Raw genomic sequence first — 25,792 nt, 5'->3', positions numbered from 1 at the left:
TTCGGTTTCGCTGCTACTCACAGCCACGGGAACTACGTTGGACCTGCACAGCACATCGCCGCGACACAGCACAACGCTGTACTCATTACCTGGACTCACAGCTCACGAGTGACATCAGCAATCACGTACCAGGTACGCGAGCACTGAAGACACTCGCGGGAAACAGCGTACGCGACGTGCGTTGTACCAAGCAAACAAGGGTCCCCCGGTATGTCGATACCCTTCCATCATGCCTCGAGACCGTCCCGATTTCTCGCCCGAAGATCGCCACGCACAGGCCAATGCCCTGCTCAGCACCGCCGGAGTGAGCCGTACCCGCATCGACTCCGACGCCAGCGCTCGGGCGAGTCGGGCCTGGTGGGACGCCGATGCGGAGCAGTACCACGACGCACACGCCGACTTCCTGGGCGTGGACTCCCTGGACGGCGAATTCATCTGGTGCCCCGAGGGATTGCACGAGGGCGACTGGCATCTGCTCGGCGACGTCGCGGGTAAGCGGATCCTGGAGATCGGCTGCGGATCGGCCCCGTGTTCGCGATGGCTGGCCGCGCACGGCGCCCGCCCGGTCGGTCTGGATCTGTCCCGCGGGATGCTCGAACGCGGGCTCGCCGCGATGGCACGCGGTGGTCCGCGGGTGCCATTGGTACAAGCCGGTGCGGAGGAGCTGCCGTTCGCCGACGAATCGTTCGATCTGGCGTGTTCGGCATTCGGCGCGGTGCCCTTCGTCGCCGATTCGGCGCGCGTCATGCGCGAGGTGGCGCGAGTGCTGCGGCCGGGCGGGCGCTGGGTGTTCTCGGTCAACCATCCGATGCGCTGGATCTTCCCCGACGACCCGGGTCCGGACGGATTGCGCGCGACCATGCCGTATTTCGACCGCACCCCCTACGTGGAGGTCGACGACGAGGACAACCCGACCTACGTCGAACATCACCGCACCGTGGGCGACCGGGTTCGCGAGATCGTTGCGGCCGGACTCGTCCTGGTCGATCTGATCGAACCGGACTGGCCGGAGTGGCTCGACCGCGAATGGGGCCAGTGGAGCCCCCTGCGCGGCGAAATATTCCCCGGCACAGCCATTTTCGTTACTGCGCGACCCGGCCCCGCGTGACCGGCCCGCCTTCCCGCGACTTCAGCGTGCCCCTCAGGCCTTGGGGATCGGCATGGTCTCCGGAGAGGCCGGGGCGGAGGCGATCGGCATCGCTTCGGTGGCGGCGCTCTCGCTCGACGCGTTGGTCGTCATGGTCGCACTCGTGCTGGAACTCGCGCTGGAGCTGGAGCTACTGCTCGCTTCGGCGGTGCCCACGCTCGCGCCGACGGCGGACGGGCCGGTGAACGCGGGCAGGGCGGCGTAGCGCGGGTCGATCTTGGCGGTGCGGCTGGCGTGCACGATCCAGGCGCGGGCGCGAGTGAGGGCGTGGCCGGGGAACATCGAGTCCCAGCGCATGTCGTCGGCGGCGTTGTAGGGCAGTTTGCCCCGGACGTCCGGCGCGTACGGGTGCGGCGGGAACATGTTCGGGAACCCCACCTTGGGCACGACCGCCGCCTCCCGCGCGCCTGGCCGCCCGTTCTCCGGGCACATGATCTTCAGGATCGCGCTGCAGGTCGCCTTGGGCACCACGATCCCGGCGGTGAATCCGAGACCGGATTCGCGGTCCGGCAACGGGAACTTCTCCAGCCGCAACAGCGCGGGCTGACCGTTCACCGTGATGGAGTGCGCCTCGAGCAGACAGCCGAACTCGGCCTGTAACTCGGTGAGCCGACGGCGCAGCGTGTCCTCGTCCTCGAGTGGCGCAGGCAGATCGGGCACCGCATCGATGTACGTCAGCGTGATGATGTCACGTGTCTTCGGATCCCCCCAGGTGTTCTGGTCGAGCTGTTGCAGTCCCCCGGTTTCGAACGAGATTGGCACGCGACCACGCTACCTATCCGTGATGTCCACGCATGTCCTGGGGCGTTTTGTGCTCAATACGTGACGTGTTGGTAACCAATCCTGGACAAAACCGACGTTTAGTTTGTTTCCTCCCCGGGCAGGTCGCGCCCCGATCGCGAGCATGCCGGTGGGCCGTGGTTCGCGAACCACGGCCCACCGGCTTATTCGCACCCGTACCCGATCAGTTCTCGCCCGGCGCGGCGCGCGGTTTGGGCGATCGGCCCGCCTGCTCGAGGGCCTTTCGCAGCGCGTACTCGATCTGGGCGTTCACGCTGCGCAGATCGTCGGCCGCCCACCTGGCGATCGCCTCGTGGACGGCCGGATCGAGCCGCAGCAACACCTTCTTGGGCTCGCGCGCGACCATCAGGAGTACAGCGTCCCGGTGTTGACCACCGGCTGCGCGGCACGATCGCCGCACAGCACCACCAGCAGGTTCGACACCATCGAAGCCTTGCGCTCCTCGTCGAGGTCGACCATCCCCTCGTCGGACAACCGCTGCAGGGCCATGCCGACCATGCCCACCGCGCCGTCGACGATGCGGCTGCGCGCCGCGACCACCTGACTGGCCTGCTGACGCACCAGCATCGACTGGGCGATCTCCGGCGCGTAGGCCAGATGGGTGATCCGGGCCTCGAGGATTTCGATACCGGCCATCTCGGTGCGTTCACGCAGTTCGGCGGTCAGCTCCTCGGCCACCTCGGCGCCGTTGCGCAGGCTGGTGCGCGACGGGTCGACAGCGGAAACCTCGGCCGTCTGCGTGACCAGGTGCGAACCCGCATCGGGTGCGGCGTCGTACGGATGCGTGGTCGCCAGATGCCGGACCGCGGTCTCGGACTGGGTGCGCACGTACTCCTCGTAGTCGTCGACCGAGAACGCCGCCTTGAAGCTGTCCACCACCCGATAGACGACCACGGCCGCGATCTCCACCGGATTACCGTCCGAATCGTTGACCTTCAGCTTCTGCGTCTCGAAGTTGCGCACTCGCAACGAGATTCGCCGCTTGGTCGTCAGCGGCACCACCCAGAAGAATCCGGCATCGCTGACCGAGCCGATGTACTTCCCGAAGAACTGCAGCACCTTCGCCTCGTTCGGCCCGACGGTCGCCAGACCTGTCAGCCCGAGCACCGCCACACCCAGCACGATGTACCCGACCACGGCCCCGGCACTCGCCCCGGCGCCACCGCCGTTCGCGGCCGATCCCGATGCGGTGATCCCGCCGATCAGCCCGGCTGCCCCCACGACCAGCAACACCACCAGCATCAAGAACCCGTTGACCCGAAAGGCCCGCCGCAACTCCATGACATCCTCCCAATATTGAAGTGATATCACGACAATAGCGTTCTGATGTCTCAGGTGTCCAGTGGCGGCGACGCCCCGAATCACGGGGGCAACGCCGCCGGGCACGACATCTCCGCGGTCACCGGAGCGGCACAGTCCACCGATCGATCACGAACGGTTCGGACGGATGTTGCGGTTGAAGCGGAACAGGTTGGCCGGGTCGGTATCGGACTTCAGCGCGGCCAGGCGGCGGTAGGTGGCGGGGGTGTATCCGGCGCGGGTCTGAGCCTCGTCGGCTCGATCGCCCGCACCGTAGAGGAAGGTGGGGCTGTGGCCGACGGCCCAGGAGGACAACGCTTTCGCGATCAGATCGTGGTGGTCGCCAACCGCGGTGCCGTCGGTTTCGGGTCCGGTGATGAATCGGGCGAGATATTCCGCGTCACGGTGATCGACCGCGACGTTCGCCGGCCCCGGACGACGCAGCGCACCGCCGAGATGGCGGATACCGGCGACCACCGGCACCGGGCTCGCCGGACCCGCAACGTCCAGGAACGCCTGTGCCGCATCGACGGTCAGCTCCGGCAGCAACGCGTTGGTCGCGGTATAGGCGTGCGGGAAGGGCGGGTCGCTGTGGATCGTGTGAGTGTCGACATAGGGCATCACACGCAGGTCGTCGGTCAGGCGGGGGCCGATCGCGCGCAGCGGCGCGACGAGGCGTTCGCCATCGCTGCCCGAACCGGTGTAGGCGATGTTGACGGTGGCAATGTACCTGCCGCGCAACGGTTCCGGGATCACTGGAAGATCGGGCATGGCCATCACGGTGATCGCCGAGGTCATCTCCTCGGGCAGATCCCAGGTCCATTGCCGCCACCCCTCGAGGGCCGGTTCCACGAGTCCGGCGTCGAAGATCAGCCGACCACCGTAGACGGCGGCGATCGGGAAGAGTTCGACCTCGAGTGCGGTGACCACGCCGTAATTGCCGCCGGTGCCCAGGACCGCGCCGAACAGATCCTCGCCCGGAGTGAGGCGGCGCAGTCGTCCGTCGGCGGTCACCAGTTCGATCGCCCGGACATGGTCGGCGGCATAGCCGAAGGTCCGAGCCAGGATGCCCAGGCCCCCGCCGAGGTGATAACCCACCACCCCGACACTCGGCGAGGATCCGTTCAACGGCGCGAGACCGTGTGCCCCGGCCGCCTCGATCAGCGCCTCGGCCTGCACACCCGCACCCACCCGGGCGGTGCGGGCATCCGGGTCGACGGTGATCTCCCGCATCCGCCGCGTACTGATCAGCACGCCGTCGTCGGCAGCCACCGACAGACCGTGCCCGGTCGCCTGCACCGACACCGGAAGACCATGCCGCGCAGCGTATTCCACCGCACTGCGGACATCCTCGGCGTGCAGTGCGCCGACCACCAGGGCGGGCCGGTGGGTGTAGGCGGTCTGGAAGCCCGCGATCTCCTCGTCGTATCCGGGTGCGCCCGGACGGAACAGCGGGCCGGTGACTTCGGGAAGTTCGGGAAGCGTGTTCGTCATATTTCGAACTCTGCCCGCGCGCGAATCAGAAGTACAACAGATGGTTTTTCTCAGAGCTATAATTAGCAGTTATGGAACTGCGGCAGCTGCGCTACTTCGTCACCGTGGTCGAGGAGGCCAACTTCACCCGGGCCGCGGCTCGCCTGCACCTGACCCAGCCCGGTCTGTCCGCCCAGATCCGGCAGTTGGAGAAGGAGGTCGGCCAGCCACTGCTGGACCGTTCCGGCCGATCGATCACCCCGACCGCGACCGGCGCCGCCGTGCTGCCGCATGCGCGCGCGGCATTACAAGCGGCACAGCAGATTTCGCACACCGTGGACGAATTCACCGGCCTGCTGCGCGGTCACGTCCGGATCGGGCTCATCTCCGGCGCGGCGCTCGGCGAGGTGAATATCGCCGCGGTGCTCACGACCTTCCACCGCGATCATCCGCAGGTCGGGATCAGCCTGACCGAGGACACCTCCGAACGGATGCTCGCCGCGGTGGTGCGCGGCGATCTCGATATCGCGCTCATCGCGTCGACCGGCGCCGAACCGGATCCCGGCCTGGGCATGGACATCGTGTTCGACACCCGGATCAACGCCGCCGTCGCCGCCGACGACCGGGAATTCCGCTCCCGGACAACACTTTCGGACCTGCGCGACCGGCCGCTGATCTGCCTGTCCCGCGGCACCGGCATCCGCGGCGTCCTCGAACGCGCCTGCGCTGCGGCAGGTTTCGAACCACGCGTCGAATTCGAGGCCGCCGCGCCGCCGCTGCTGGTCCGCCTCGCCGCCGGTGGCCTGGGCGTCGCCGTGGTCCCCGATCTCACCCCCGAACAGGCGGCGGCCGAGGGCGTCCGCATGGTCGAGATCGAACCCGAACTACGCGGCCGCCTCGCCCTGACCTGGCGCGCGGACCGACCGGCCGCGCCCGCCGCGAAAGTGCTGCTCGGTCAACTCCGCATCGCACTCGCTCCCCGCGCGGCCACCCGCACGCCGAGCTAGAGGATCCGGGACAGGAACGCCTTGGTGCGCTCGTGCTGCGGATCGGACAGCACACTGCGCGGGTTGCCCGACTCCACGACGACTCCGCCGTCCATGAACACCAGCTGATCGGCGACCTCGCGGGCGAAACCCATCTCGTGGGTGACCACCACCATGGTCATCCCCGACGCGGCCAGCTCGCGCATCACGCCCAGTACCTCGCCGACCAGTTCGGGATCCAGCGCCGAGGTCGGCTCGTCGAACAGCATCAGCTTCGGGTCCATCGCCAGTGCCCGCGCGATCGCGACCCGCTGCTGCTGACCGCCCGACAGCTGAGCCGGATACGAATCGGCCTTGTCCGCCAACCCGACCCGGTCCAGCAGTTCCTTGGCACGAGTGATCGCCTGGGCCTTGCGGATCTTCTTCACCTGGGTCGGCGCCTCGATGACGTTCTGCAGGGCCGTGCGGTGCGGGAACAGGTTGAAATGCTGGAACACCATGCCGATATCGCGCCGCTGGCGCGCGGCCTCCCGCGGATGCAGCTCGTAGAGCCGTCCACCCTTCTCGCGATAACCGACCAGATCGCCGTCGACGTACAGCCTTCCTGCATTGACCTGCTCGAGGTGGTTGATGCAGCGCAGGAAGGTGGATTTGCCCGAGCCCGACGGACCGATCAGGCACATCACCTCCCCGCGCACCACCTCCAGCGAGATGCCCTTGAGCACCTGCAGGGTGCCGAAGTTCTTGCACACCTGCTGGGCACTGATCATCGAGGCGCTCTGGGCTCCGGCGGAATCAGTTGCGGCGGAGGTCATTTGGCCACCTCTCCCAGAGTGGTGGTCTCGGCCATCGCGCGCAGCTGACGAGCGGTCAGCCGCCGGGTCGCGCCGCGCGAGTAGTACCGCTCGAGGTAGTACTGCCCGATCATCAGCACACTGGTGATCGCCAGATACCAGGTCGCGGCGACCAGCAGCAGCGGCACCGGCTTGAAGTTGACGCTCGAGATATCGTGCGCCCGGCCGTACAGATCGGTGGTCAGCGGAATGGCCGTGACCAGCGACGTGGTCTTGAGCATGCTGATCAGCTCGTTACCCGTCGGCGGGATGATCACCCGCATCGCCTGCGGCAGCACGGTGCGCCACATGGTCCGCGACCAGGACATGCCCAGCGCGTACGAGGCTTCCCGCTGCCCCTCGTCCACGGAATTGATTCCCGCGCGCACGATCTCGGCCATGTAGGCCGACTCGTTCAGACCGAGGCCGATCATCGCGAACAGGAAGGGCGCCTGCCACTGCTGCACGTTCCAGTGCGTGAAATGCGGTCCGCCGAACGGGATTCCGAGCTCGATGACCTTGTACAGCGACGGGAACAGACCCCAGAAGAGCAGTTGCACGTAGACCGGCGTCCCGCGGAAGATCCACAGGTAGCCCCACGACACCGAGCGCAGTACGGGATTCGGCGACAACCGCATCACCGCCAGGGTGACGCCCAGCACCACGCCGATCACCATCGCCAGCACGGTCAGCTCGAGGGTGACCAACGCACCCTCGGTGATCCGCACGTCGAACAGGTAGTCGCGGTAGGTGCTCCACTGGTAGCCGTCGTTGGTGGCCGCGCCGTAGATGAACAGTGCGAGCAGGATCGCGATGACGATCGCGGCCACCCACCGGCCCGGCCGCCGCAGCGGCACCGCCTTGATCGGTGCGGGCTCGGTGACTGCCCCGGCGGCGTGCGTGTTGTCCGGGTCCGGTGAACTCACCAGCTCAGCCCTTGGCGCCGTTGATGACCGACTTGGTGATCGCACCCTGTTCGACGCCCCAGTTCTGGGAGATCTTGCGATAGTCACCGGAATCCATCAGATGCTGCACCGCGGCCTGCAGGACCGGGCCCAGCGGCGAGCCCTTGGCCACCGGCCAGCCGTACGGCGCGGAGGCGAAGATCTGACCGTCCGTCTCGATCTTGCCCTCGTTCTGCTTGACCGCGTAGGCGGTCACCGGCGAATCCGCCGAGAAGGCGTCCACCTGGCCCAGCACCAGCGCGTTCGCCGCGGCGGCCTGATCGTCGAAGGCGACGATATCGATCTTGGCCTTGCCCGCGTCCGTGCACGCCTTGCTCTTGGCCGGGAGTTCGTCGGTCTGCTGCACGGTGGTGCGCTCGACCGCGACCTTCTTACCGCAGGCGTTGTTCGGGTCGATGGACGCACCCTTCTGCTGAGCCCACTGGCTGCCCGCGGAGAAGTAGTCGACGAAATCGACCGACTTCTCGCGATCGGCGTTGTCGGTGAACGAGGACATGCCCAGGTCGTAGGTGCCCGCCTGGATGCTGGGAATGATCTTCTCGAAATCGGCCTGCTGATAGTCGGCCTTCAGCCCGAGGGTCGTGGCGACCGCATCCATCAGATCCACATCGAAACCGACGATCTTGCCCGACGAGGGATCGCGGAACTCGTTGGGCGAGTAGGGGATATTGACCCCGACCACGAGTTTGGCTGCCTGCTTGACCTTCTCGGGCACCTGCGCCGCCAGGGCGTCGACCTTGCTGACCTGAACCTTGGCCACCGCCGGGGTGGTGCTCTCGGTGTTCTTGGTACAGCCCGTCAGCAGCAATGCACCGCCGGCGACAACACATGCGGCTCGCAGAATGTACCCGCGAGCTCCGGATCGAACAGACACAGCAGCCCTCCATGTTTGGGTGAGCGATAACACGACATCGCCCGCCGTTCGAAATGTATGCGATTCGGACCGACTGTGCCGGTCGGTTACCGAAGGTTAATCCTCGCCGGGTGCGACGAGTACCCATACACGCCGAATCCGGGACCCTATCACCAGCGATGCACGCGCGCGCGGACCTGCTCGGTGAACTCGCTCGTGGAGGCGAGCCCGCCCAGGTCGGCCGTCGCGATACCGGCCTCGAAGACGGCCGCCACCGCGCGTTCGATGCGTTCGCCCGCATGTGTGAACGTCGGCTCTTTTCGGTGAGATCCCAACCAGCGCAACAACATTGCCGTAGACAGTTGCAGCGCCGCCGGATTCGCACGGTTGTGTCCGGCCAGCACGGGCGCCGCACCGTGCACGGCCTGGGCCATCGCCTGGGTGCGTGAACAGTTCAGCGAGGCGGCGGTGCCGAGCGATGCACCGAGTTCGGCGGCCAGATCGGACAGGATGTCGCCGAACAGGTTCTCGGTGACCACCACGTCGTAATCACCCGGCGCGCGCACCAGATGGGCAGCGGCCGCATCGACGTGCTCGTCGTCCACCCGCAGGTCCGGATAGCCCGCGGCCACCTCGTAGCACACGTCGCGGAACAGTCCCATCGTCATGGGCAGCACATTGGCCTTGTGCACGATGGTCAGATGTCTGCGGCGGGCCGAGGCCAGCGCACAGGCCTCGTGCGCGATCCGCGTACATGCCTCGCGCGTGATCACGCCCACCGACATCGCCACATCGGGCGTCGGCCGGAACTCGCCCGAACCCGCAAACATATTGCGATCGGCGTAGAAACCCTCGGTGTTCTCCCGCACGATCACCAGATCCGTCTCCGGCGCGACCGCCCGTACCCCGGGGAACGCCCGCGCGGGGCGGATGTTCGCGAACAGGCCGAACCGCTTGCGGATCGCCCCGCCCGGTGGTGCGAATGTGCGGAATTCCGGTGCGTACGAGGCATTGTCGTGCGGACCGAGAATCCACCCGTCCAACTCTGCCAGCGCGTGGAGCGTCACCAGCGGCAGCGGATCGTTGAACTCATCGATCGCACCCTGCCCCATCGGCAGCCGCACCCACTCCGCCGCCGGAGCCCCCGCCGCCCCCAACGCCTCATCGGCCACTTCCCGGGCAGCCCGCACCACCTCCGGCCCGATACCGTCTCCGTCGATCAACCCCAGCCGAACCATGTCCGAAGTCACCACCCCATCCTCGACGCCCACCCACCCCCGGCAACACCCGGGTCACCCCTCCCCCACTCTCAGGCAACCCACCGGCAAGCAGTGATCCGCACCATCACCACACCCACCCGCCTGCGATCCCCGACATCGAAGGCGAGAACCACCCGCAAGCGTGCAATAGGTCATTCTCACGCGATAGCGTGCAATTGCGGCGCGAGCCGCACCCGCAACGATTGATCTCGTGAGCACATGGGTAACTCCCCGGGAACGCCCGAAACCCGCCCCCGCTCCAAACCGCCAGCCCGACGCCCAACGTTCCGAGGCACCCAACGACACGCTCAATTCTCGGGGAGGCGGGACCGCGGTGGAACAGGCGGGGCATGGTCTTGCGTTGTAATGGGCGATACCAACAGGAGAGGAACCCATGGCCACCCAGACATTGACCGCTCAGAACTTCGATGAGGTCGTCACCGGAAACGACGTCGTGCTCGTCGATTTCTGGGCCGACTGGTGCGGACCGTGTAAGCAGTTCGCGCCGACCTACGACAAGTCCTCGGACAAGCACCCCGACGTGGTGCACGGCAAGGTCGACACCGAGGCCGAGCAGAGCCTGGCCGCTGCGGCCAACATCCGCTCGATCCCGACGATCATGGCGTTCCGCGAAGGCGTACTGGTGTTCGCACAGCCCGGCGCACTGCCCCCGGACGCCCTCGAGGATCTGGTGACCCAGGTGAAGGCACTCGACATGGACGACGTTCGCAAGCAGATCGCCGAGCAGGCCGAACAGGGTGCCGACCAGGCCGAGTGAGACTCGCCCCATCGCACACATCTCGCCCCCGCCGCGTCGTACGCGGCGGGGGCGAGTGCTGTGAGTATCAGTTGGCGAACGAGTTGATGCCCGAAAGCATCGCTCGCACAGAGGATTCCGCGCCGTCGCCGGCGAGGGCGGCACCCCAGCCACGACGGCCGTTGACCTCGCAACGGACGAAAGTCGCTATGCCCGAAGCGGTTTGCCGCTGGTGGAACTGCAGGATCTCGACCGGATAGCCCTCGTCGTAGAGAGCCGAGGTGAGTGCGGCCACCGGGTTGCCCGCGGACACCACGGTCCGCAGGTGGTCGTTGAATTCGAGTGTGGCGGTGTAGGTTGCCGAGGCATGTCGCTGCCCGGCCGGTATCCATTCGCCGAGCTTGACCGGGCCTGCGAGGTCGCAGTACCGCTCGTGGAACTCGGCGGGGGTCAGGCCGTCACTCTCGGCGCGCAGGGCGCGAGGGGCGGCAGTGATGAAGGCAGTGTCGATGGTCAGTGTCATGATGACTAGGTCTTCCCGAGGCGTGTCGTGTCCGATTGACAGAGGGGACCAGCTCAGTAATTAGGTTCTACGGCCGCAGCGAGGGGCCGGTCCGAATCAGACCCCGCTACGGCGGAGAACTACGAGAAGTCGACCAGTAGCCACCATCGCGGTCAGCGGCATTAGCGCCACGCGGTCGCGGTCGGCGACATTGCGAGCGGCGCTGTGGCTAGCGGCGGGATTCGGCACGATTCGAGGATATGGACTGTCCGCGCCGATAGCAACCACATCGGCGCGGAACCGATGGGTAACTTCGTCACAATCGTCCGTAAACAGCGAACCAACGGCCGACGATGCGCTCAGCAACCCGATCGACGAGCGGAAATCAGCGCTTGCACGCCCAGCAGGACATACTGGCAATCTTCAGGCAATCAGATTCGAATGTCCGTTTCGCCCGGATCCGACGGGCTGATCCGGCCTCGGACCGGGGACCGTCACCGCCGCCGGATGACGTTCTCAGCCTTCTCGAAGGTCGCTATCATCCGCCCGTAAGGCGGGCGACGCACGATAGATCTGATAACGAGCCATACCGGAACGGGCCCACCGGCCCGACCGGATCCGGCGCCACGATGCGCCGACCGACTCCGTGGCCGCCGGGCGTCCCCCTCATCCGACCGGCGGCCACGGTTTTTCTTCGTCGCTAGTGCGCGGCGGCATCCCAGCTGCGCCCGACTCCCACCGAGACCTCGAGCGGCACCGACAGCTCGATCGCCTTCGACATATGTTCGCGCGCAAGAGCTTCCAGCTGCTCGCGCTCGCCCGGGGCGACTTCGAAGAGCAGTTCGTCGTGGATCTGCAGCAGGGTGCGCGAGGCGAGTCCGGCCTCCTGCACCGCGTGCTGCACGTTGATCATGGCGACCTTGATGATGTCGGCGGCGGTGCCCTGGATGGGCGCGTTGAGCGCCATGCGCTCGGCCGCCTCGCGACGCTGGCGGTTACTCGAATCCAGATCGGGCAGATAGCGGCGACGACCGAACAGCGTCTCGGTGTACCCGACCTTGCGGGCCTGCTCGACCGCCTCGTGCAGATAGTCGCGAATCGCGCCGAACCGGGAGAAGTACACGTCCATCTGCGCCTTGGCCTCCTCGGCGCTGATCTTGAGCTGCTGGGACAACCCGTAGGCCGACAATCCGTAGGCCAGGCCGTAGGACATCGCCTTGATCCGGCGGCGCAGCTCCGGGTTCACCTCGGTGATCGGTATGTCGAAGGCCTTGGAGGCGACGAAATTGTGCAGATCCTCCCCCGAGTTGAACGCCTCGATCAGGCCCTCGTCCTTGGACAGGTGCGCCATGATCCGCATCTCGATCTGGCTGTAGTCCGCGGTCATCAGCGACTCGCAGCCGGGCCCGACGACGAAGGTGTCGCGGATGCGACGGCCGGTATCGGTGCGGATCGGGATGTTCTGCAGATTCGGCTCGGTGGAGGACAACCGGCCCGTCGCGGCGATGGTCTGGTTGAACGTGGTGTGGATGCGGCCGTCGTCGGCGACCGATTTGAGCAGGCCGTCGACGGTCACCTTCAGCCGGGTCGCATCGCGGTGCGCGAGCAGATGCTCCAGGAAGGGATGCTGGGTCTTCTCGAACAGCGACTCGAGCGCATCGGCGTCGGTGGTGTATCCGGTCTTGGTGCGCTTGGTCTTGGGCATCTCGAGCTCGTCGAACAGCACCACCTGCAACTGCTTGGGCGAGCCGAGGTTGATCTGCTTGCCGATCACCCCGTAGGCCGCGCTCGCGGCATCGGCGACGCGATCGGCGAATTCGGATTGCAGCTGCTCGAGTTCGGCGACGTCGACGCCGATACCGGCCTCCTCCAGTTCGGCCAGCACCGCCAGCAGCGGCAGCTCCATCTCGGTGAGCAGCCTGGTGGACTCGATGCGCTCCAGCTCGATATCCAGCGCCTCGGCCAGATCGGCCACCGCGCGGGCGCGCAGGATCTCGGCCTGGGCCAGTTCGGCGTCGACCGAGCCCTCCTCGTCGAGCAGGGACAGCTGTGGCTGCTCGTCCGATTCCACGCGCAGCTCGCGCGAGAGATAGCGCAGCGACAGATCGTCCAGATTGAAGGTGCGCTGACCGGGGCGGACCAGATAGGCGGCCAGCGCCGTATCGCTGGCCAGGCCGGCCAGCCGCCAGCCACGCCCGCGCAGCGCGTGCTTGGCGGCCTTGGCCTCGTGCACGGCCTTGGGGATCGCCGGATCGGCCAGCCACGCGCCCAACGCCGCCTCGTCCTCCGGGGTCAGCCCTACCGCGTCGAAATAGCCGCCCTCGCCGTCGGCGGCCGAGATCGCGATCGCGGTGACGTCACCGTTCACCGGAGTTCCGGTGCCGACTACCGAAATGCCATGGCGCACACCGGCTTTGGCATGCTCGGCCAACCAGTCGGCGGCCCCGCCGGGCTCGACGGCCCCACCGCTGATCTCGAATCCGCCGTCGGCCTCGGGCTCGGGCGCCGCGAGGGTGTCGAACAGCCGATCACGCAGCACCCGGAATTCCAGATCGTCGAACAGGCGGTGGATCCGGTCTCGATCCCACGGCTGCTGAGCCAGCTGATCGGGGGTGTACGGCAGCGCGACGTCCTTGACCATCTCGGTGAGCTGGCGGTTGAGCACGACGCTGGACAGGTTGGCGCGCAACGCATCACCGACCTTGCCCTTCACCTGATCGACACGTTCCACCAGGGTGTTCAGATCGCCGTATTCGCGCACCCACTTGGCGGCGGTCTTCTCCCCCACGCCCGGAATACCGGGCAGATTGTCGCTCGGGTCGCCGCGCAGAGCCGCGAAGTCCGGATACTGGGCCGGGGTCAGGCCGTACTTCTCCTGCACCGCGTCGGGGGTGAACCGGGTGAGTTCGGAAACGCCCTTCTTCGGGTACAGGACCGTGACGTCGTCGGTCACCAGCTGGAGCGAATCCCGGTCGCCCGTGACGATCAGCACCCGGAAACCCTGCGGCACGGCCTGGGTGGTGAGCGTCGCGATCACATCGTCGGCCTCGTAACCGTCGATCGCCATCACCGGAATGCCCAGTGCGCCCAGGACCTCCTGGGTGATCTCCACCTGGCCGCGGAACTCGTCGGGCGTCTGGGCGCGATTGGCCTTGTACTCCGGATACGCCTCGGTGCGGAAGGTCTTGCGGCTGACGTCGAACGCGGCGGCCACGTGGGTGGGCTTCTCGTCGCGCAACAGGTTGATGAGCATGGCGGTGAACCCGTACACCGCATTGGTGGTCTGCCCGGTGACCGTCTTGAAGTTGTCCGCGGGCAGGGCGAAGAACGCGCGATAGGCCAGCGAATGTCCGTCCAGCAACAACAGGGTCGGCCGCTCGCCTTCGGTGGCTGCGGGCACGGTGCTCGGGCGCTGATCGCTGGTGGCTGAAGTCACGGCACAGAGTCTAGGGACAGGCACCGACAAGCGTTGCCGGACCTCCGCGGATCCCGCGCGCCGCGATCGGATGAGGCGGTTCGGCCGGGATCCGGCCGCGCATCGCACGGCCGGATCCCGCACCGGTTACGCGACGCCCAGATACGCCGATTTGACCGCCGGATCGGTCAGCAGCGCACGGCCACCGCCGGTCTTGGTGATCTCACCGGTCTCCAGGATGTAGGCGCGGTGACTGCGGGTCAGCGCCTGTTGCGCGTTCTGCTCGACCAGCAGCACGGTCGTGCCGTTGGCGTTGATCTCGCTGATGATCCGGAAGATCTGCTGGATCACCATGGGAGCCAGACCCATGGACGGCTCGTCCAGCAGCAGCAGCTTCGGCCGGGCCATCAGCGCGCGGCCGATCGCCAGCATCTGCTGCTCACCGCCGGACATGGTGCCGCCCACCTGTTTACGGCGTTCGGCCAGGCGCGGGAACAACTCGAACACCCGCTCGAGCGTCTGCCCGTACTCCGCCCGCTGCTTGAACGGCCGTGCGTGACAACCCATGTCGAGGTTCTCCTGCACGGTCATGCCCGGGAACACCCCGCGGCCCTCGGGGGCCTGGATCAGTCCCTCGACCACCCGCTCGTGCGCCCGCATCCGGCTGACGTCCTTGCCCGCGAACGTGATCCGCCCGCGCCCCAGGGGCAGCAGCCCGGACAGCGCGCGCATGGTGGTGGTCTTGCCCGCACCGTTCGCGCCCAGCAGGGTCACCAGCTCACCCTCCGCGACCTGCAACGAAATACCGTGCAGCGCTTGGATTCTGCCGTAGCTGACGACCATGTCCTCGACCACGAGCAGCGGTTCGGAGCCACCCTGCCCGGGACCGCCGGTGGTCAGCGCGGCGGGTGATACCGCGCCGGATCCGCTCGCCGCGCGGTCGGATCCGGTGCTCTCGGGGATCCGGAACGGCACATCGGGATCCGCGCCCGCGGCATCCGCCGGGCGGGGATCCTCCTCCTGGTAGACCGGAAGCACCGCGGTATCGGCCACCGCGGTCGGGTTCACGAATACCGACGATTCGGATTCGCTCGAGGCATCGGCCAATTCCGCCGCCGCCTCCTCGTCCGGAACACCCAGATAGGCCGCGATCACCGCCGGGTCGTCGCGGATCTGCTCGGGCAGCGCGTCGGCGATCTTGCGCCCGAACTCCAGCACCACGATCCGGTCGGTGACGCCCATGACCAGCCGCATATCGTGCTCGATCAGCAGCACCGTGAACCCGTCGTCACGGATCTTGCGGATCAGATCCATCAGCGCGGACTTCTCGCTCGGATTGAATCCGGCGGCGGGCTCGTCGAGGCACAGCAGCTTCGGCTCGGTCGCCAGCGCGCGGGCGATCTCCAGCCGGCGTTGATCGCCGTAGGACAGGTTGCGCGCCTTCTCCACCGCCCGCGGCGCGATGCCGACGAACTCCAGCAGCGCCATACCGCGTTCGATGGCGTCGCGCTCCTCGCGACGATGTCGCGCGGAACGGAACACCGCACCGGGTACCGAGGTGTGGTGCCGGGCGTCGGTGCCCACGACCACGTTCTCCAGCGCCGTCATCTCCCCGAACAACCTGATGTTCTGGAAGGTCCGGGCGATGCCCAGCCGGGTGATCTGGTTGCGCTTGGTCTTTGTCAGCGGCTTGCCGTCGAAGAACACCGTACCCGCCGACGGCCGGTACACACCGGTGATGGCGTTGAAGCAGGTCGTCTTGCCCGCGCCGTTGGGCCCGATGAGTCCGAGGATCTCGCCGCGGCGGATCTCGAAACTCACCGCGTCCAGTGCCGTCAGACCACCGAACCGCATGGTCAGCCCGTCGGTGCGCAGCAGCGGCTCGCCGACCGCCGTCTCGATTTCCCGGTGTGGTGCAACGACTTCCGCGACGACCTGGGTATCGGCCAACTCCGGGAGCACGGCGCCGACGTCGACCACACCGGCCGCACCCGCCTCCTGCTCCTCGGCGTACCCCGCCGACATGTCCTCGTTGTCGAACAGCGCGCCACCAGCGCCCGGCCCGGTCATGCGCCCGCTCCCGTCGCCTCGGCAGCCTGCGCAGGCCGCCGCACCGCTCGATACACCTGCCTGGAATAGGCGAGCAATTTCTGCCGCGCCGGGAACAGCCCCTGCGGACGGAAGATCATCACCACCACCAGCGTGAGACCGAAGAACAGATATTTGAAGTCGCCCAGCGACTGTCCCGCCACGTTCACCGACATGAACCGGTTCGGCAGGTACACGATCAGGAACGCGCCGACGATCACGCCGAGCTTGTTGCCCTGACCGCCCAGCACCACCGCGCACAGGAACAGCATCGAGTTGATGACGTTGAATCCGGTCGGATTGATGAACTGCACCTGACCGGCGTACAGCGCGCCGGACAGGCCGCCCACCGCCGCGCCGATGGTGAACGCCCACAGCTTGAATTTGAAGGTGGGCACGCCCATGATCTCCGCGGCGTCCTCGTCCTCGCGGATCGCGACCCAGGCGCGGCCGACGCGGCTGCGCTCCAGATTGCCGACCAGGATCAGCACCACGACCACCAGCAGCATGCCGATCCAGAACCACCAGACCCCGGAATTCGCGCGGTCCAGCAGATTCCCGGAATTCCGGTCGCCGAGGTTACCCGACGAGAAATAGCCGCCGGTATGGGTTTTCGACTCGCCCAGGTGCGGATACGCGATGCCCGCCAGGCCGAGGCTGCCGTTGGTGACCCCGCCCAGGTTGTCGGCGAGCAATCGGACGATCTCACCGAATCCGAGGGTCACGATCGCCAGATAGTCACCGCGCAGCCGCAGTGTCGGGGTGCCCAGAATCAGGCCGGAAGCCGCGGTCGCCAGGATCGCCAGCGGCACGCACAGCAGCCACGCCCATTTCGAATCGAAGACACCGGAATTCGAATGGAACGGGCTGTTCGGACTGGTCAGGATTCCGACCGTATAGGCGCCGACCGCGTAGAAGCCGACATAGCCCAGATCCAGCAGACCGGTCTGCCCGACCACGACGTTCAGGCCGATCGCGATGAGCGCGTACATCGCGAACTGCGCCATCACCCCGCCGAAACTCGTGCCCGGGGTGTTGATCAGCGGCGGCGGGAACAGCGCGATCAGCCCGAGCACGATGACCGCCGGCACGCCGAACGCCCATTGTGCCGGCCGGGACAGCCCGCCCCACCAGCCGCGAATCGCATCACCCACACCGCGCGGCTGCTGCTGCGGTGCGGTGGAGGTCACCGGAACTTTCGTCGCCTCGCTCATACCCGGGCCTTTCCGAGACTCTCGCCCAGAATGCCGGTCGGACGGAGCATCAGCACCGCCACCAGCACCACGAACGCGACCACGTCACGCCACTGGGTACCGAACAGGATCTGGCCGTAATCCTCGGCCAGGCCCAGCAGCAGACCACCCAGCAGCGCGCCGCGCAGGTTGCCGATACCGCCGAGCACCGCGGCGCTGAACGCCTTGACGCCCAGGATGAATCCGCCGTTGAAGACGATTCCCTGCGGCACCTTCAAGGTGTAGAGCGTCGCGGCGGCACCGGCCAGCAGACCGCCGATCAGGAAGGTCAGCATGATGACCCGCTCGCGGGACACGCCCATCAGCGTCGCGGTGTCGGGGTCCTGGGCGACCGCGCGGATGGCGCGGCCGAATCTGGTCCGGTTGATCAGGATCTCGGTGAGCGCGGCCAGCGCGACCGCGGCCAGCACGATCACGATCGCCACATTCGTCACCGATGCTCCGAACAGGGAGAATTCCTGTTTGGGCTCGACGAGTTTGATCGGCTGCTGCGGATTGGTGCCGCCCAGCCCGGACACGAGTTTCGGCAGTACGTAGTGCACGAACTCCTGCAGCACGAAGGACATGCCGATCGCGGTGATCAGGAAGATCAGCGGTTTGGCGCCGCGTTTGCGCAGCGGCCGGTAGGCCACCCGCTCCAGGCCGACGGCGGTCGCACCGGACACCGCCATACCGATCAGCATCGCCACCAGCAGGTAGACGATCGTCAGCAGCACACCCTGGGAGTAGACATTCCCACTGGCGGAGAATCCCAGCAGCTCCAATCCGACATACTGTCCGAACATGCCGAGCATGAAGACCTCGGAATGGGCGAAGTTGATCAGCCGCAATACGCCGTAGACCAGGGTGTAGCCGACGGCCACCAGCGCGTAGATCGCGCCGTAGCTCAATCCGTCGACGGTGAGCTGCCAGAACTGGTCGACCACCCCGGAAATGTTGAAATCAATGGTCCCGGCATACAGCGCGGGATCCGCCAATACGGTTACAGACATTCGACACTCTCGTCATCGTGGGAAACAGCGTGCCCGGGTCCCGATGCGGACCGCCGGAGCGGAGATCACGGGTGCCCCCAGCCAAGGTGATGGAAGGGGCGTGCACCGGGACGATGGGTTCGCCTTCCGGTGCACGCTGTTGCCGATACGGGGTAGGTCCCTACTTGACCTGGTACATCCAGATCAAGGCGTTCGACAATTCACCCGTGCTGTCCCACTTGTAGTGCCGAGCCAGGCCCTGGCCGTCGTAGTTGCGCACGTAATCGAGCACCTCGGGGCGGGTGACCTTGCCCGCGTCGATCGCCTTCAGCACGATCGTGGTCAGGTCGTACGCCTCGACCGAGTACACGCCCGGCTCCTGGTTGTTCAGGGCCTTGTAGGCGGTGGCGAAGGAATCCGGCGCCGGGCCACAGGGGCAGGACAGCAGCGCGCCCTTGCTGGAGTCACCGGCCTGCTTGACGAACTGCGGGTCGTTGGTGCCGTCGTCGGAGACGAAGGTCGCGCTCACCCCGGCCGAGTGCAGCTGCTCCACCAGCGGAGCCGCCTCGGCGTAGTACCCGGAATAGAAGATCGCGTCCGGCTTGGCGGCGGACAGCTTCGAGACCGTCGCGGAGAAGTCCTTGTCACCGGTCTTCACCTGGGCCGCGCAGGATTCGTCGGCCGAGGAGCCGAGCGCGGCGATGACCGACTTGGCAAGGCCCACACCGTAATCGGAGTCGTCCTGCACCACGCAGATCTTCTTGAACCCGCCCGCGCCGGTCAGATAGTGCGCGACCGAGGGACCCTGCAGATCGTCGTTGGCCAGGCCGCGGAAGAAGGTCTTCCAGCCGTTCTTGGTCAGCGAGGCGTTGGTGGCCGAGGAGGTCAGCGCCGGAAGTCCGGCGTCGCTGATGATCTGGCCGGTCGCCTTGGTCTCACCGGAGAACGCCGGACCGATCAGCGCGGTCACCGACTGATCGCTGATCACCGTCGGGATGACCTGGCTGGCCTTCTGCGGATCACCCTCGGTGTCGAAGGGCTTGAGCTGCACCTGACAGTCCGGGTTGGCCTTGTTGTGCTGCTGGACAGCGAGTTTCACGCCATCCACGATGTTGATGCCGAGCGCGGAATTCGCCCCCGTGAGCGCACCGGCCATCGCGATCGCCGTGGTGGGCGCGCACTTGGCCTTGCCGTCACCCGCGGGATCGGCGGCCTGAGCCGTACCGGTCTGGGTCACCGCCTTGCCCTGGCTATCGATCTGCACCAGCGACTTGATCGACAGACCGGTTCCGCTCCCGCCACCGGCGCTGTTCGACGTCGATTTGCTGCTGCAACCGGCTACGGCCAGCACGGCCGCCGCCCCGATCACCAACGCACCGCGAACCACACGAGTCCGCGTGGTGCTCCGCGTTATTGAACCAAGCACGATTCACCTCTATGTTCCTCGATCCCCCGGGGTTGCCGAGAGGGCCGACCATGTCGGCCAAGCTCAGAACATAGCGTTGTGACGTTAGCTCCGCATCACATTCGGGCCATCGGTCCTACTTCGATCCCGAAGATTCGTCAAGATCGCGTTACCACTGTGTTAATGGTGGCAAATGCATCGCTACTACGACTTGGGTGCGAGGTTCTCCAAAACCACCTCGGCAACCGCCTTCATCGTGGTGCGGCGGTCCATCGCGGTCCGCTGTATCCACTTGAATGCCTGCGGCTCCGACAAACCCTGCGTCTGCATCAGCACACCCTTGGCACGCTCGACGAGTTTGCGCGTCTCGAGCCGCTCGGACAGGCTCGCGACCTCGCTCTCGAGTGCGGTGATCTCGTGGAAACGGCTGGCTGCCAGCTCGATCGCCGGTACCAGATCGGATTTGGTGAACGGTTTGACCAGATAGGCCATCGCACCCGCGTCCCGGGCCCGCTCGACCAGGTCGCGCTGGCTGAATGCGGTCAGGATCACAACGGGTGCAACACGATTGGTCGCGATCTCCGCCGCGGCGTCGATGCCGTCGCGCCGCGGCATCTTCACATCCATGATCACCAGATCCGGGCGCAGCTCACCGGCCAGATCGACCGCCTGCTGACCATCGCCCGCCTCGCCGACGACCTGATAGCCCTCCTCGGTGAGCATCTCCACCAGGTCCATCCGGATGAGTGCCTCGTCCTCGGCCACGACCACACGCTTGGCGGCGGTCGCCCCATCCTTCTTCGCGCCCCCTGTTGACGTTCCCATAGACAGACCCCTCGTATTCCGATGCCGACACCCGATGCTCCGATGTAGTCCGACGCCGCCCTCGACGGACCGCTACGCATCCGAGTTCCCTGAAGCGTACCGTTCGCCGCCGTCTAGAACCCACTTACCCAGCACGAACCGGGGCAGTATCACACCGATTCGGTTCCCGGGAGGGTCACCGGCTATGATTTGCACCCGGTGCGCCGAGTTGGCGGAACAGGCAGACGCGACGGTCTCAAAAACCGTTGTCCGAAAGGACGTGTGGGTTCGAGTCCCACACTCGGCACCAGATAAGCCTCCCCTTTCGGTCGGCATCTCGTAATTCTCTTCCGCGGATCTGTCCGAATATCCGGATCCGGTCGTCATCCATCCGGGCACACGAGGCGTACTTCCTGTGCGACGGGATCGACGCCATGTAGGACGATATGACCACCCCGATCGGGCCCGGCCCGCGTCGCACCGACGGCGGCAATGCGCGCACGACTGTTCTCCCCCGCGGACACGTCGAAAGCGCGGCCCCGAAAGCCGACCCGGCGGTCGAAGAAGCGACATATTATACCGAAGATTCCGGCCGGAAATAATTTACCGATTTCCGGGCCGTTCAGCGACTCACAGGCAAACGGCTCACGCGCGACTCGCTACACGGAAATGAACATCTGGCGACAATGGCTGTTTTCCGCTATTGCCGTCTTCTCGTCGCGCCCGTGGACGCATACCGTACCTGCCATGCATGTCCTGTTCGTCTGCACCGGCAATGTGTGCCGCTCGGTGATCGCCGAACGCCTCACCCGCGCGCTGGCGGACGAACACGGACTGTACGACGAACTGACCGCGGAGAGCGCCGGAACCCGGGCATTGGTCGGATTCGGTGTGGAACCGCTTGCGGCACAGACGATCACCGGACTCGGCGCGAATGCGAGCGGCTTCCGCGCCCGCCGCCTCAAACCGGAGATGGTCGACCGCGCCGATCTGATCCTGGCCATGACCGAACAGATTCGCGACGATATCGTCGCGCATGTCCCCGGCGCCCGGCCACGCACCTTCACACTGCTGCAGGCGTACCGCATCGCCAAGGTCAGCGGTGCGCGCACCGTCGCCGAGATGGACCGCGCCCGTAACGATCTGGCACTGGTGGGCCGGGAGAACATCGCCGATCCGGTGGGCCTGTCCCCGGAGAAATACTGCGAGGTCGGCGACCGGATCGCCGAAAATCTCGCGCCGCTGCTGCTGTGGCTGTGCATGCCCACCGGGCACGCCACCGACGACCGCGGCCGCCCGCATCTGGTGGTACTGCCCGGTGGACGGCGGGACGTACCGCCGGTGACCGACACCACTCGAATCGGCCGACAGGCCTGAGGAATTCGCACCGACGCTCCAGGCGACGGAGGTGTCCTCCCCATTTCCCGCGGGAGCGACTACACTGCCGGGCGAATGGCTCCGCCAAAGGTTCGACACAAGAACAGGACTCGACATGCCGAAACGCATTTCGGATGTTTCACTCCATGTTTACGTGACACCCGAAACCCTCGATCGTGTGGTGGCCACCGTCCGCAGGGTGGTCGACGAACACGTGGCCGATCGCGATCTGTTCGCGTGGCGATTCACTCTGCCGGTCGATGCCGATCAGCCGACCCACGCGGTACTGGAAACCCAATGGCGACTGGATAATCCGGACGAAGACCCCGGTGACAGACGCACCTACGAGATCGCCCTGAGCCTGGTCGGTGACGCGAAGCTGCTCACCGAGACCAACCTGGCCCAGCTGGAGCGCCGCCTGATGCTGTGCATCTCCGCACAGGACGCGGTCCCCTACGAGATCCACACCCTCCACCGGGAGAGCTTCGACCTCGAAGAGAACCGCGAACTGATCTAGTACTCCCCGGAGGGCTCAGCGCCTGGCCGGGAAGTGCCGGATGACGCCTTCCTGCACAACCGTCGCCAGCAATTCGCCTGCGCGAGAATAGAAATGCCCCATCGCCAGGCCGCGCTGCCCGGCGGCGACGGGCGACTGGGTCGAGTACAGGGCCCACTCGTCGAAGCGGAACGGGCGGTGGAACCAGATCGAGTGGTTCACCGTCGCCGCGACGATCCGGTCGAAGCCCCAGGACAGGCCGTGCGTGGTGATGATCGAATCCAGCACCGTGGTGTCCGACGAATAACCCAGCGCCGCAACGTGAATCAGCGGATCGTCGGGCAGCGTGCCGTCGGCCTTCATCCACACGCGGTTGTGGTTGAGGGTTTCACCGGTGCCCTTGAGGATCCACGCCGGATCGTTGGTGTACCGCATATCGATCGGATGCGGAGCCTGGACGAACATCTGCAGCCGGTCCTCGAGCCCCTCGAAGGACTCCTCGACCCGCGGCAGACCGTCCGGATCGGGCACCTGCGGCTGCGGCGTGGCGTGCTCGAGGCCCTTGCCGTAGTCCTGGAAGGCCGCCAGCATGACGAACAGCTCCTGATCGTCCTGATAGGCGGTGACGGTGCGATTGGCGAAGGCGCGGCCGTCCCGGTGACGTTCCACCCGGTATTCGATCGCCTTCTTCACATCGCCGCCGCGCACGAAATGCGCGTTGACCGCGTGCACCGGACGCCCGGGGCCGACGGTACGGCCGGCGGCGATGATCGCCTGCGCGACCAGCTGCCCGCCGAAGGTCCGGCTCCACACCTTCTCCGGGTGCTGCCCGAGGAACGTGTCCTCACCGGTCTGCTCCAGGTCGAGCAGACCGAGCAGCACCTCCAGATCGCCCGTTCCCGTAGACACCGACTCGCCCAGTGACGCGCTCAACTAGTGGTCCTCCTCGCCTATCCGATGCACGTGAATCAGGTTGGTGGAACCGATGGTTCCCGGCGGGGACCCGGCCACGATGACCACCAGATCGCCCTTGGCGTACCGATTCAGCGACAGCAGTTCCTTGTCGACCTGACCGATCATCTCATCGGTCGTGCGCACGGTCGGCACGATGAACGTCTCCACGCCCCAGCTCAGCGACAGCTGGCTGCGCACCTCCGGCAGCGGGGTGAACGCCAGCAGCGGCAGCGGGGTGTGCAGTCGGGCCAGGCGGCGCACGGTGTCGCCGGACTGGGTGAACGCGACCAGCGCCTTGGCGTTGAGCCGCTCGCCGATGTCGCGGGCGCCGTAGGAGATGACACCGCGCTTGGTGCGCGGCACATGGGTCAACGGCGGTACCCGCGTGGAGGTTTCGGATTCCACGGCGTGCACGATGCGTGCCATCGTGCGGACCGTCTCGATCGGGTATTCGCCGACCGAGGTCTCGCCCGAGAGCATGACCGCGTCCGCACCGTCCAGCACCGCGTTGGCGACATCGGATGCCTCGGCGCGGGTCGGTCGGGAGTTGGTGATCATCGACTCCAGCATCTGGGTCGCCACGATCACCGGTTTGGCGTTCTCCCTTGCCATCTGGATCGCGCGCTTCTGCACCAGCGGCACCTGCTCGAGCGGCAGCTCCACGCCCAGATCGCCGCGGGCGACCATGATCGCGTCGAAGGCCAGCACGATCGCCTCGAGGTTGTCGATCGCCTCGGGCTTCTCCAGTTTGCCGATCACCGGCACCCGGCGGCCGACGCGATCCATCACGTCGTGCACCAGTTCCACATCCGCCGGGGAGCGCACGAACGACAGCGCGATGAAGTCCACGCCCAGCTTCAGCGCGAACTCCAGATCGGCAATGTCCTTGTCCGACAAGGCCGGCACCGAAACGTCCATACCGGGCAGCGACACGCCCTTGTTGTTCGACACCGGGCCGCCCTCGGTCACCCGGCACACGACGTCGTCGCCCTCGACGCGCAGTACGGTCAGCCCGACCTTGCCGTCGTCGACCAGCAGCCGGTCGCCCGCCTTGGCGTCGGCGGCCAGTTCCTTGTAGGTGGTGGAGACACGGTCGTGGGTGCCCTCCACGTCCTCGACGGTGATGCGCACCTCCTCGCCGGTGGCCCACATCGTCCGGCCGTCCGTGAACCGGCCGAGCCGGATCTTGGGGCCTTGTAGATCGGCGAGGATGCCGACAGCGCGACCCAGGTGATCCGCGGCCTTCCGCACCTTCTCGTAGTTCTCAGCGTGATCGGCGTGTTCGCCGTGACTGAAATTAAGCCGGGCCACATCCATGCCGCTTTCGACAAGTTCGCGGATCCGGTCCTCGGAGGCTGTGGCCGGCCCGAGGGTGCATACAATCTTTGTCCGTCGCATCACGGCTCGAGCCTAGTCCTGCTCGATGCGCTTCGCCGAGTGGGCACACCCTTCGCTATCAATAGGGCGAGCCTATGGTCCGGCTCACCCCGCGAGATGTCTGGCCAGCCGGGTTTCGACACGAGTTTGCGCAAATCCGAGCACCAGACAGATCACCCAGTAATAGATGGCGGCCACACCGTAGAGCGCGAAGAAATCGAAGGTCGGGGCGGCCGCCAATTGCGCCACCCGCAACAGTTCGGTTACCAGAATCGTGGATGCCAGCGAGGTGTCCTTCACCAACGAGATGAGGGTATTGGACAACGGCGGCACCGCGATTCGCGCGGCCTGCGGCAGCACGATCAACCGCAGCGTCTGCGGATAGGACAACCCGAGCGCCTCCGCGGCCTCCCACTGCCCGCGTGCCACCGACAGGATGGCCGCCCGAATCACCTCTGCGGCATAGCCACCCACGTTCAGACTGAACGCGATCACCGCCGCGGGGAACGGATCGATGACGACGTTCAACTCGGGCAGCGCGTAGAACACGATGAACAGCTGCACCAGCAACGGCGTGCCGCGAATGACCGAAATGTAGAACCGTGCCACCGCGGCGACCGGGCGCACCGACGACATCCGGGCCAGCGCCACGAACAACGCGAGGACCAGGCCGATACCGAAGCTGATCGCCGTCAGCGGCAACGTCTTGGTGACCGTCGCGACGAGCATCGGCTCGAGATTGTGACGGATCAGCTCCCAGGTCGGGGAGTCCATGGA

General features: G+C 66.4%; 23 protein-coding genes, 1 tRNA gene and 1 pseudogene. 6 read left to right on the top strand and 19 right to left on the bottom strand.

Going from position 1 to position 25,792, the window contains the following annotated elements:
* Positions 1-229: 229 nt before the first annotated feature.
* Positions 230-1,108: a class I SAM-dependent methyltransferase gene (locus ON40_RS11245; RefSeq protein WP_040821333.1), complete on the top strand. Its 879-nt coding sequence runs from the start codon at positions 230-232 to the stop codon at positions 1,106-1,108.
* Between the two features lie 33 nt (positions 1,109-1,141).
* Here ON40_RS11245 and ON40_RS11240 read toward each other — a convergent pair whose 3' ends face one another.
* The 4 genes from ON40_RS11240 to ON40_RS11225 form a co-directional block, all read right to left on the bottom strand.
* The gene (locus tag ON40_RS11240; RefSeq protein ID WP_063712987.1) at positions 1,142-1,909 is read right to left on the bottom strand and encodes a hypothetical protein; all 768 of its coding nucleotides are present in this window, start codon (positions 1,907-1,909) and stop codon (positions 1,142-1,144) included.
* 202 nt (positions 1,910-2,111) lie between these two features.
* On the bottom strand, positions 2,112-2,294 hold the full coding sequence (locus ON40_RS11235) for a type II toxin-antitoxin system antitoxin (RefSeq protein WP_040821331.1): 183 nt from the start codon (positions 2,292-2,294) through the stop codon (positions 2,112-2,114).
* A complete protein-coding gene (locus ON40_RS11230; protein WP_040821327.1) occupies positions 2,294-3,229 on the bottom strand; it encodes an SPFH domain-containing protein in 936 nt (311 codons plus the stop codon). The genes ON40_RS11235 and ON40_RS11230 overlap by 1 nt, the downstream gene beginning before the upstream one ends.
* 147 nt (positions 3,230-3,376) lie before the next feature.
* On the bottom strand, positions 3,377-4,741 hold the full coding sequence (locus ON40_RS11225; RefSeq protein WP_040821325.1) for an FAD-binding oxidoreductase: 1,365 nt from the start codon (positions 4,739-4,741) through the stop codon (positions 3,377-3,379).
* A gap of 71 nt (positions 4,742-4,812) precedes the next feature.
* Between ON40_RS11225 and ON40_RS11220 the strand changes: the two genes are divergently transcribed.
* The gene (locus tag ON40_RS11220; RefSeq protein WP_040821322.1) at positions 4,813-5,727 is read left to right on the top strand and encodes a LysR family transcriptional regulator; all 915 of its coding nucleotides are present in this window, start codon (positions 4,813-4,815) and stop codon (positions 5,725-5,727) included.
* Here ON40_RS11220 and ON40_RS11215 read toward each other — a convergent pair.
* The 4 genes from ON40_RS11215 to ON40_RS11200 form a co-directional block, all read right to left on the bottom strand.
* Positions 5,724-6,476 carry an amino acid ABC transporter ATP-binding protein gene (locus tag ON40_RS11215; protein WP_040821538.1) on the bottom strand — a complete coding sequence of 251 codons (753 nt, stop codon included), beginning with the start codon at positions 6,474-6,476 and terminating at the stop codon, positions 5,724-5,726. The two genes, ON40_RS11220 and ON40_RS11215, sit on opposite strands and share 4 nt — an antisense overlap.
* A gap of 41 nt (positions 6,477-6,517) precedes the next feature.
* Complete coding sequence (locus tag ON40_RS11210; RefSeq protein WP_040821319.1) at positions 6,518-7,465, bottom strand: amino acid ABC transporter permease; 948 nt, start codon at positions 7,463-7,465, stop codon at positions 6,518-6,520.
* Positions 7,466-7,469: 4 nt separating this feature from the next.
* Positions 7,470-8,378: an ABC transporter substrate-binding protein gene (locus ON40_RS11205; protein WP_083895569.1), complete on the bottom strand. Its 909-nt coding sequence runs from the start codon at positions 8,376-8,378 to the stop codon at positions 7,470-7,472.
* Between the two features lie 149 nt (positions 8,379-8,527).
* Positions 8,528-9,595, bottom strand: coding sequence for an isocitrate/isopropylmalate dehydrogenase family protein (locus ON40_RS11200; RefSeq protein WP_040821315.1), 1,068 nt, complete (start codon positions 9,593-9,595; stop codon positions 8,528-8,530).
* A gap of 415 nt (positions 9,596-10,010) precedes the next feature.
* On the opposite strand from ON40_RS11200, the gene trxA reads away from it, so the two are divergent.
* A complete protein-coding gene (trxA, locus tag ON40_RS11195; RefSeq protein ID WP_040821313.1) occupies positions 10,011-10,394 on the top strand; it encodes a thioredoxin in 384 nt (127 codons plus the stop codon).
* A gap of 67 nt (positions 10,395-10,461) precedes the next feature.
* Here the strand turns inward: trxA and ON40_RS11190 are convergent, their stop codons facing one another.
* The 8 genes and pseudogenes from ON40_RS11190 to ON40_RS11160 all read right to left on the bottom strand — a co-directional run bounded on the left by ON40_RS11190 (position 10,462) and on the right by ON40_RS11160 (position 20,832).
* On the bottom strand, positions 10,462-10,896 hold the full coding sequence (locus tag ON40_RS11190; RefSeq protein ID WP_051192967.1) for an alpha-isopropylmalate synthase regulatory domain-containing protein: 435 nt from the start codon (positions 10,894-10,896) through the stop codon (positions 10,462-10,464).
* Positions 10,897-11,575: 679 nt separating this feature from the next.
* Positions 11,576-14,311, bottom strand: coding sequence for a DNA polymerase I (gene polA, locus ON40_RS11185; RefSeq protein ID WP_040821308.1), 2,736 nt, complete (start codon positions 14,309-14,311; stop codon positions 11,576-11,578).
* 126 nt (positions 14,312-14,437) lie between these two features.
* Entirely contained in the window at positions 14,438-15,133 is a 696-nt protein-coding gene (locus ON40_RS54485) for an ABC transporter ATP-binding protein (RefSeq protein ID WP_235748240.1), read from the bottom strand.
* Between the two features lie 234 nt (positions 15,134-15,367).
* Positions 15,368-16,360: pseudogene (locus tag ON40_RS54480) on the bottom strand (ABC transporter ATP-binding protein); the annotation flags it as partial.
* Positions 16,357-17,592 (bottom strand): branched-chain amino acid ABC transporter permease, encoded by a 1,236-nt coding sequence (locus ON40_RS11175; protein WP_040821306.1) that lies wholly within the window; start codon positions 17,590-17,592, stop codon positions 16,357-16,359. The pseudogene ON40_RS54480 and the gene ON40_RS11175, both read right to left, overlap by 4 nt.
* Positions 17,589-18,623, bottom strand: a complete 1,035-nt coding sequence (locus ON40_RS11170) for a branched-chain amino acid ABC transporter permease (RefSeq protein ID WP_051192966.1) — start codon at positions 18,621-18,623, stop codon at positions 17,589-17,591. The genes ON40_RS11175 and ON40_RS11170 overlap by 4 nt, the downstream gene beginning before the upstream one ends.
* Before the next feature lie 160 nt (positions 18,624-18,783).
* Complete coding sequence (locus ON40_RS11165) at positions 18,784-19,974, bottom strand: branched-chain amino acid ABC transporter substrate-binding protein (protein WP_245567760.1); 1,191 nt, start codon at positions 19,972-19,974, stop codon at positions 18,784-18,786.
* Between the two features lie 237 nt (positions 19,975-20,211).
* The gene (locus tag ON40_RS11160) at positions 20,212-20,832 is read right to left on the bottom strand and encodes an ANTAR domain-containing response regulator (protein ID WP_040821299.1); all 621 of its coding nucleotides are present in this window, start codon (positions 20,830-20,832) and stop codon (positions 20,212-20,214) included.
* A 202-nt stretch (positions 20,833-21,034) separates the two neighbouring features.
* Between ON40_RS11160 and ON40_RS11155 the strand changes: the two genes are divergently transcribed.
* The 3 genes from ON40_RS11155 (at position 21,035) to ON40_RS11145 (ending at position 22,705) form a co-directional block, all read left to right on the top strand.
* A tRNA-Leu gene (locus ON40_RS11155) sits at positions 21,035-21,121 on the top strand.
* A gap of 437 nt (positions 21,122-21,558) precedes the next feature.
* A complete protein-coding gene (locus ON40_RS11150; protein WP_051192965.1) occupies positions 21,559-22,188 on the top strand; it encodes an arsenate reductase/protein-tyrosine-phosphatase family protein in 630 nt (209 codons plus the stop codon).
* A gap of 154 nt (positions 22,189-22,342) precedes the next feature.
* Positions 22,343-22,705, top strand: coding sequence for a hypothetical protein (locus ON40_RS11145; RefSeq protein WP_245567754.1), 363 nt, complete (start codon positions 22,343-22,345; stop codon positions 22,703-22,705).
* A 15-nt stretch (positions 22,706-22,720) separates the two neighbouring features.
* Here ON40_RS11145 and ON40_RS11140 read toward each other — a convergent pair whose 3' ends face one another.
* The 3 genes from ON40_RS11140 to ON40_RS11130 all read right to left on the bottom strand — a co-directional run bounded on the left by ON40_RS11140 (position 22,721) and on the right by ON40_RS11130 (position 25,789).
* Positions 22,721-23,617 (bottom strand): acyl-CoA thioesterase, encoded by an 897-nt coding sequence (locus tag ON40_RS11140; RefSeq protein ID WP_245567753.1) that lies wholly within the window; start codon positions 23,615-23,617, stop codon positions 22,721-22,723.
* Positions 23,618-25,039 carry a pyruvate kinase gene (gene pyk / locus ON40_RS11135; protein ID WP_083895567.1) on the bottom strand — a complete coding sequence of 474 codons (1,422 nt, stop codon included), beginning with the start codon at positions 25,037-25,039 and terminating at the stop codon, positions 23,618-23,620.
* 81 nt (positions 25,040-25,120) lie between these two features.
* Positions 25,121-25,789, bottom strand: a complete 669-nt coding sequence (locus tag ON40_RS11130; RefSeq protein WP_040821291.1) for an amino acid ABC transporter permease — start codon at positions 25,787-25,789, stop codon at positions 25,121-25,123.
* Positions 25,790-25,792 lie beyond the last annotated feature (3 nt).

Origin of the sequence: Nocardia jiangxiensis NBRC 101359 (assembly GCF_000308615.1) — a bacterium.
Classification (GTDB): domain Bacteria; phylum Actinomycetota; class Actinomycetes; order Mycobacteriales; family Mycobacteriaceae; genus Nocardia; species Nocardia jiangxiensis.
This window is presented reverse-complemented; position numbering and strand designations above follow the sequence as displayed.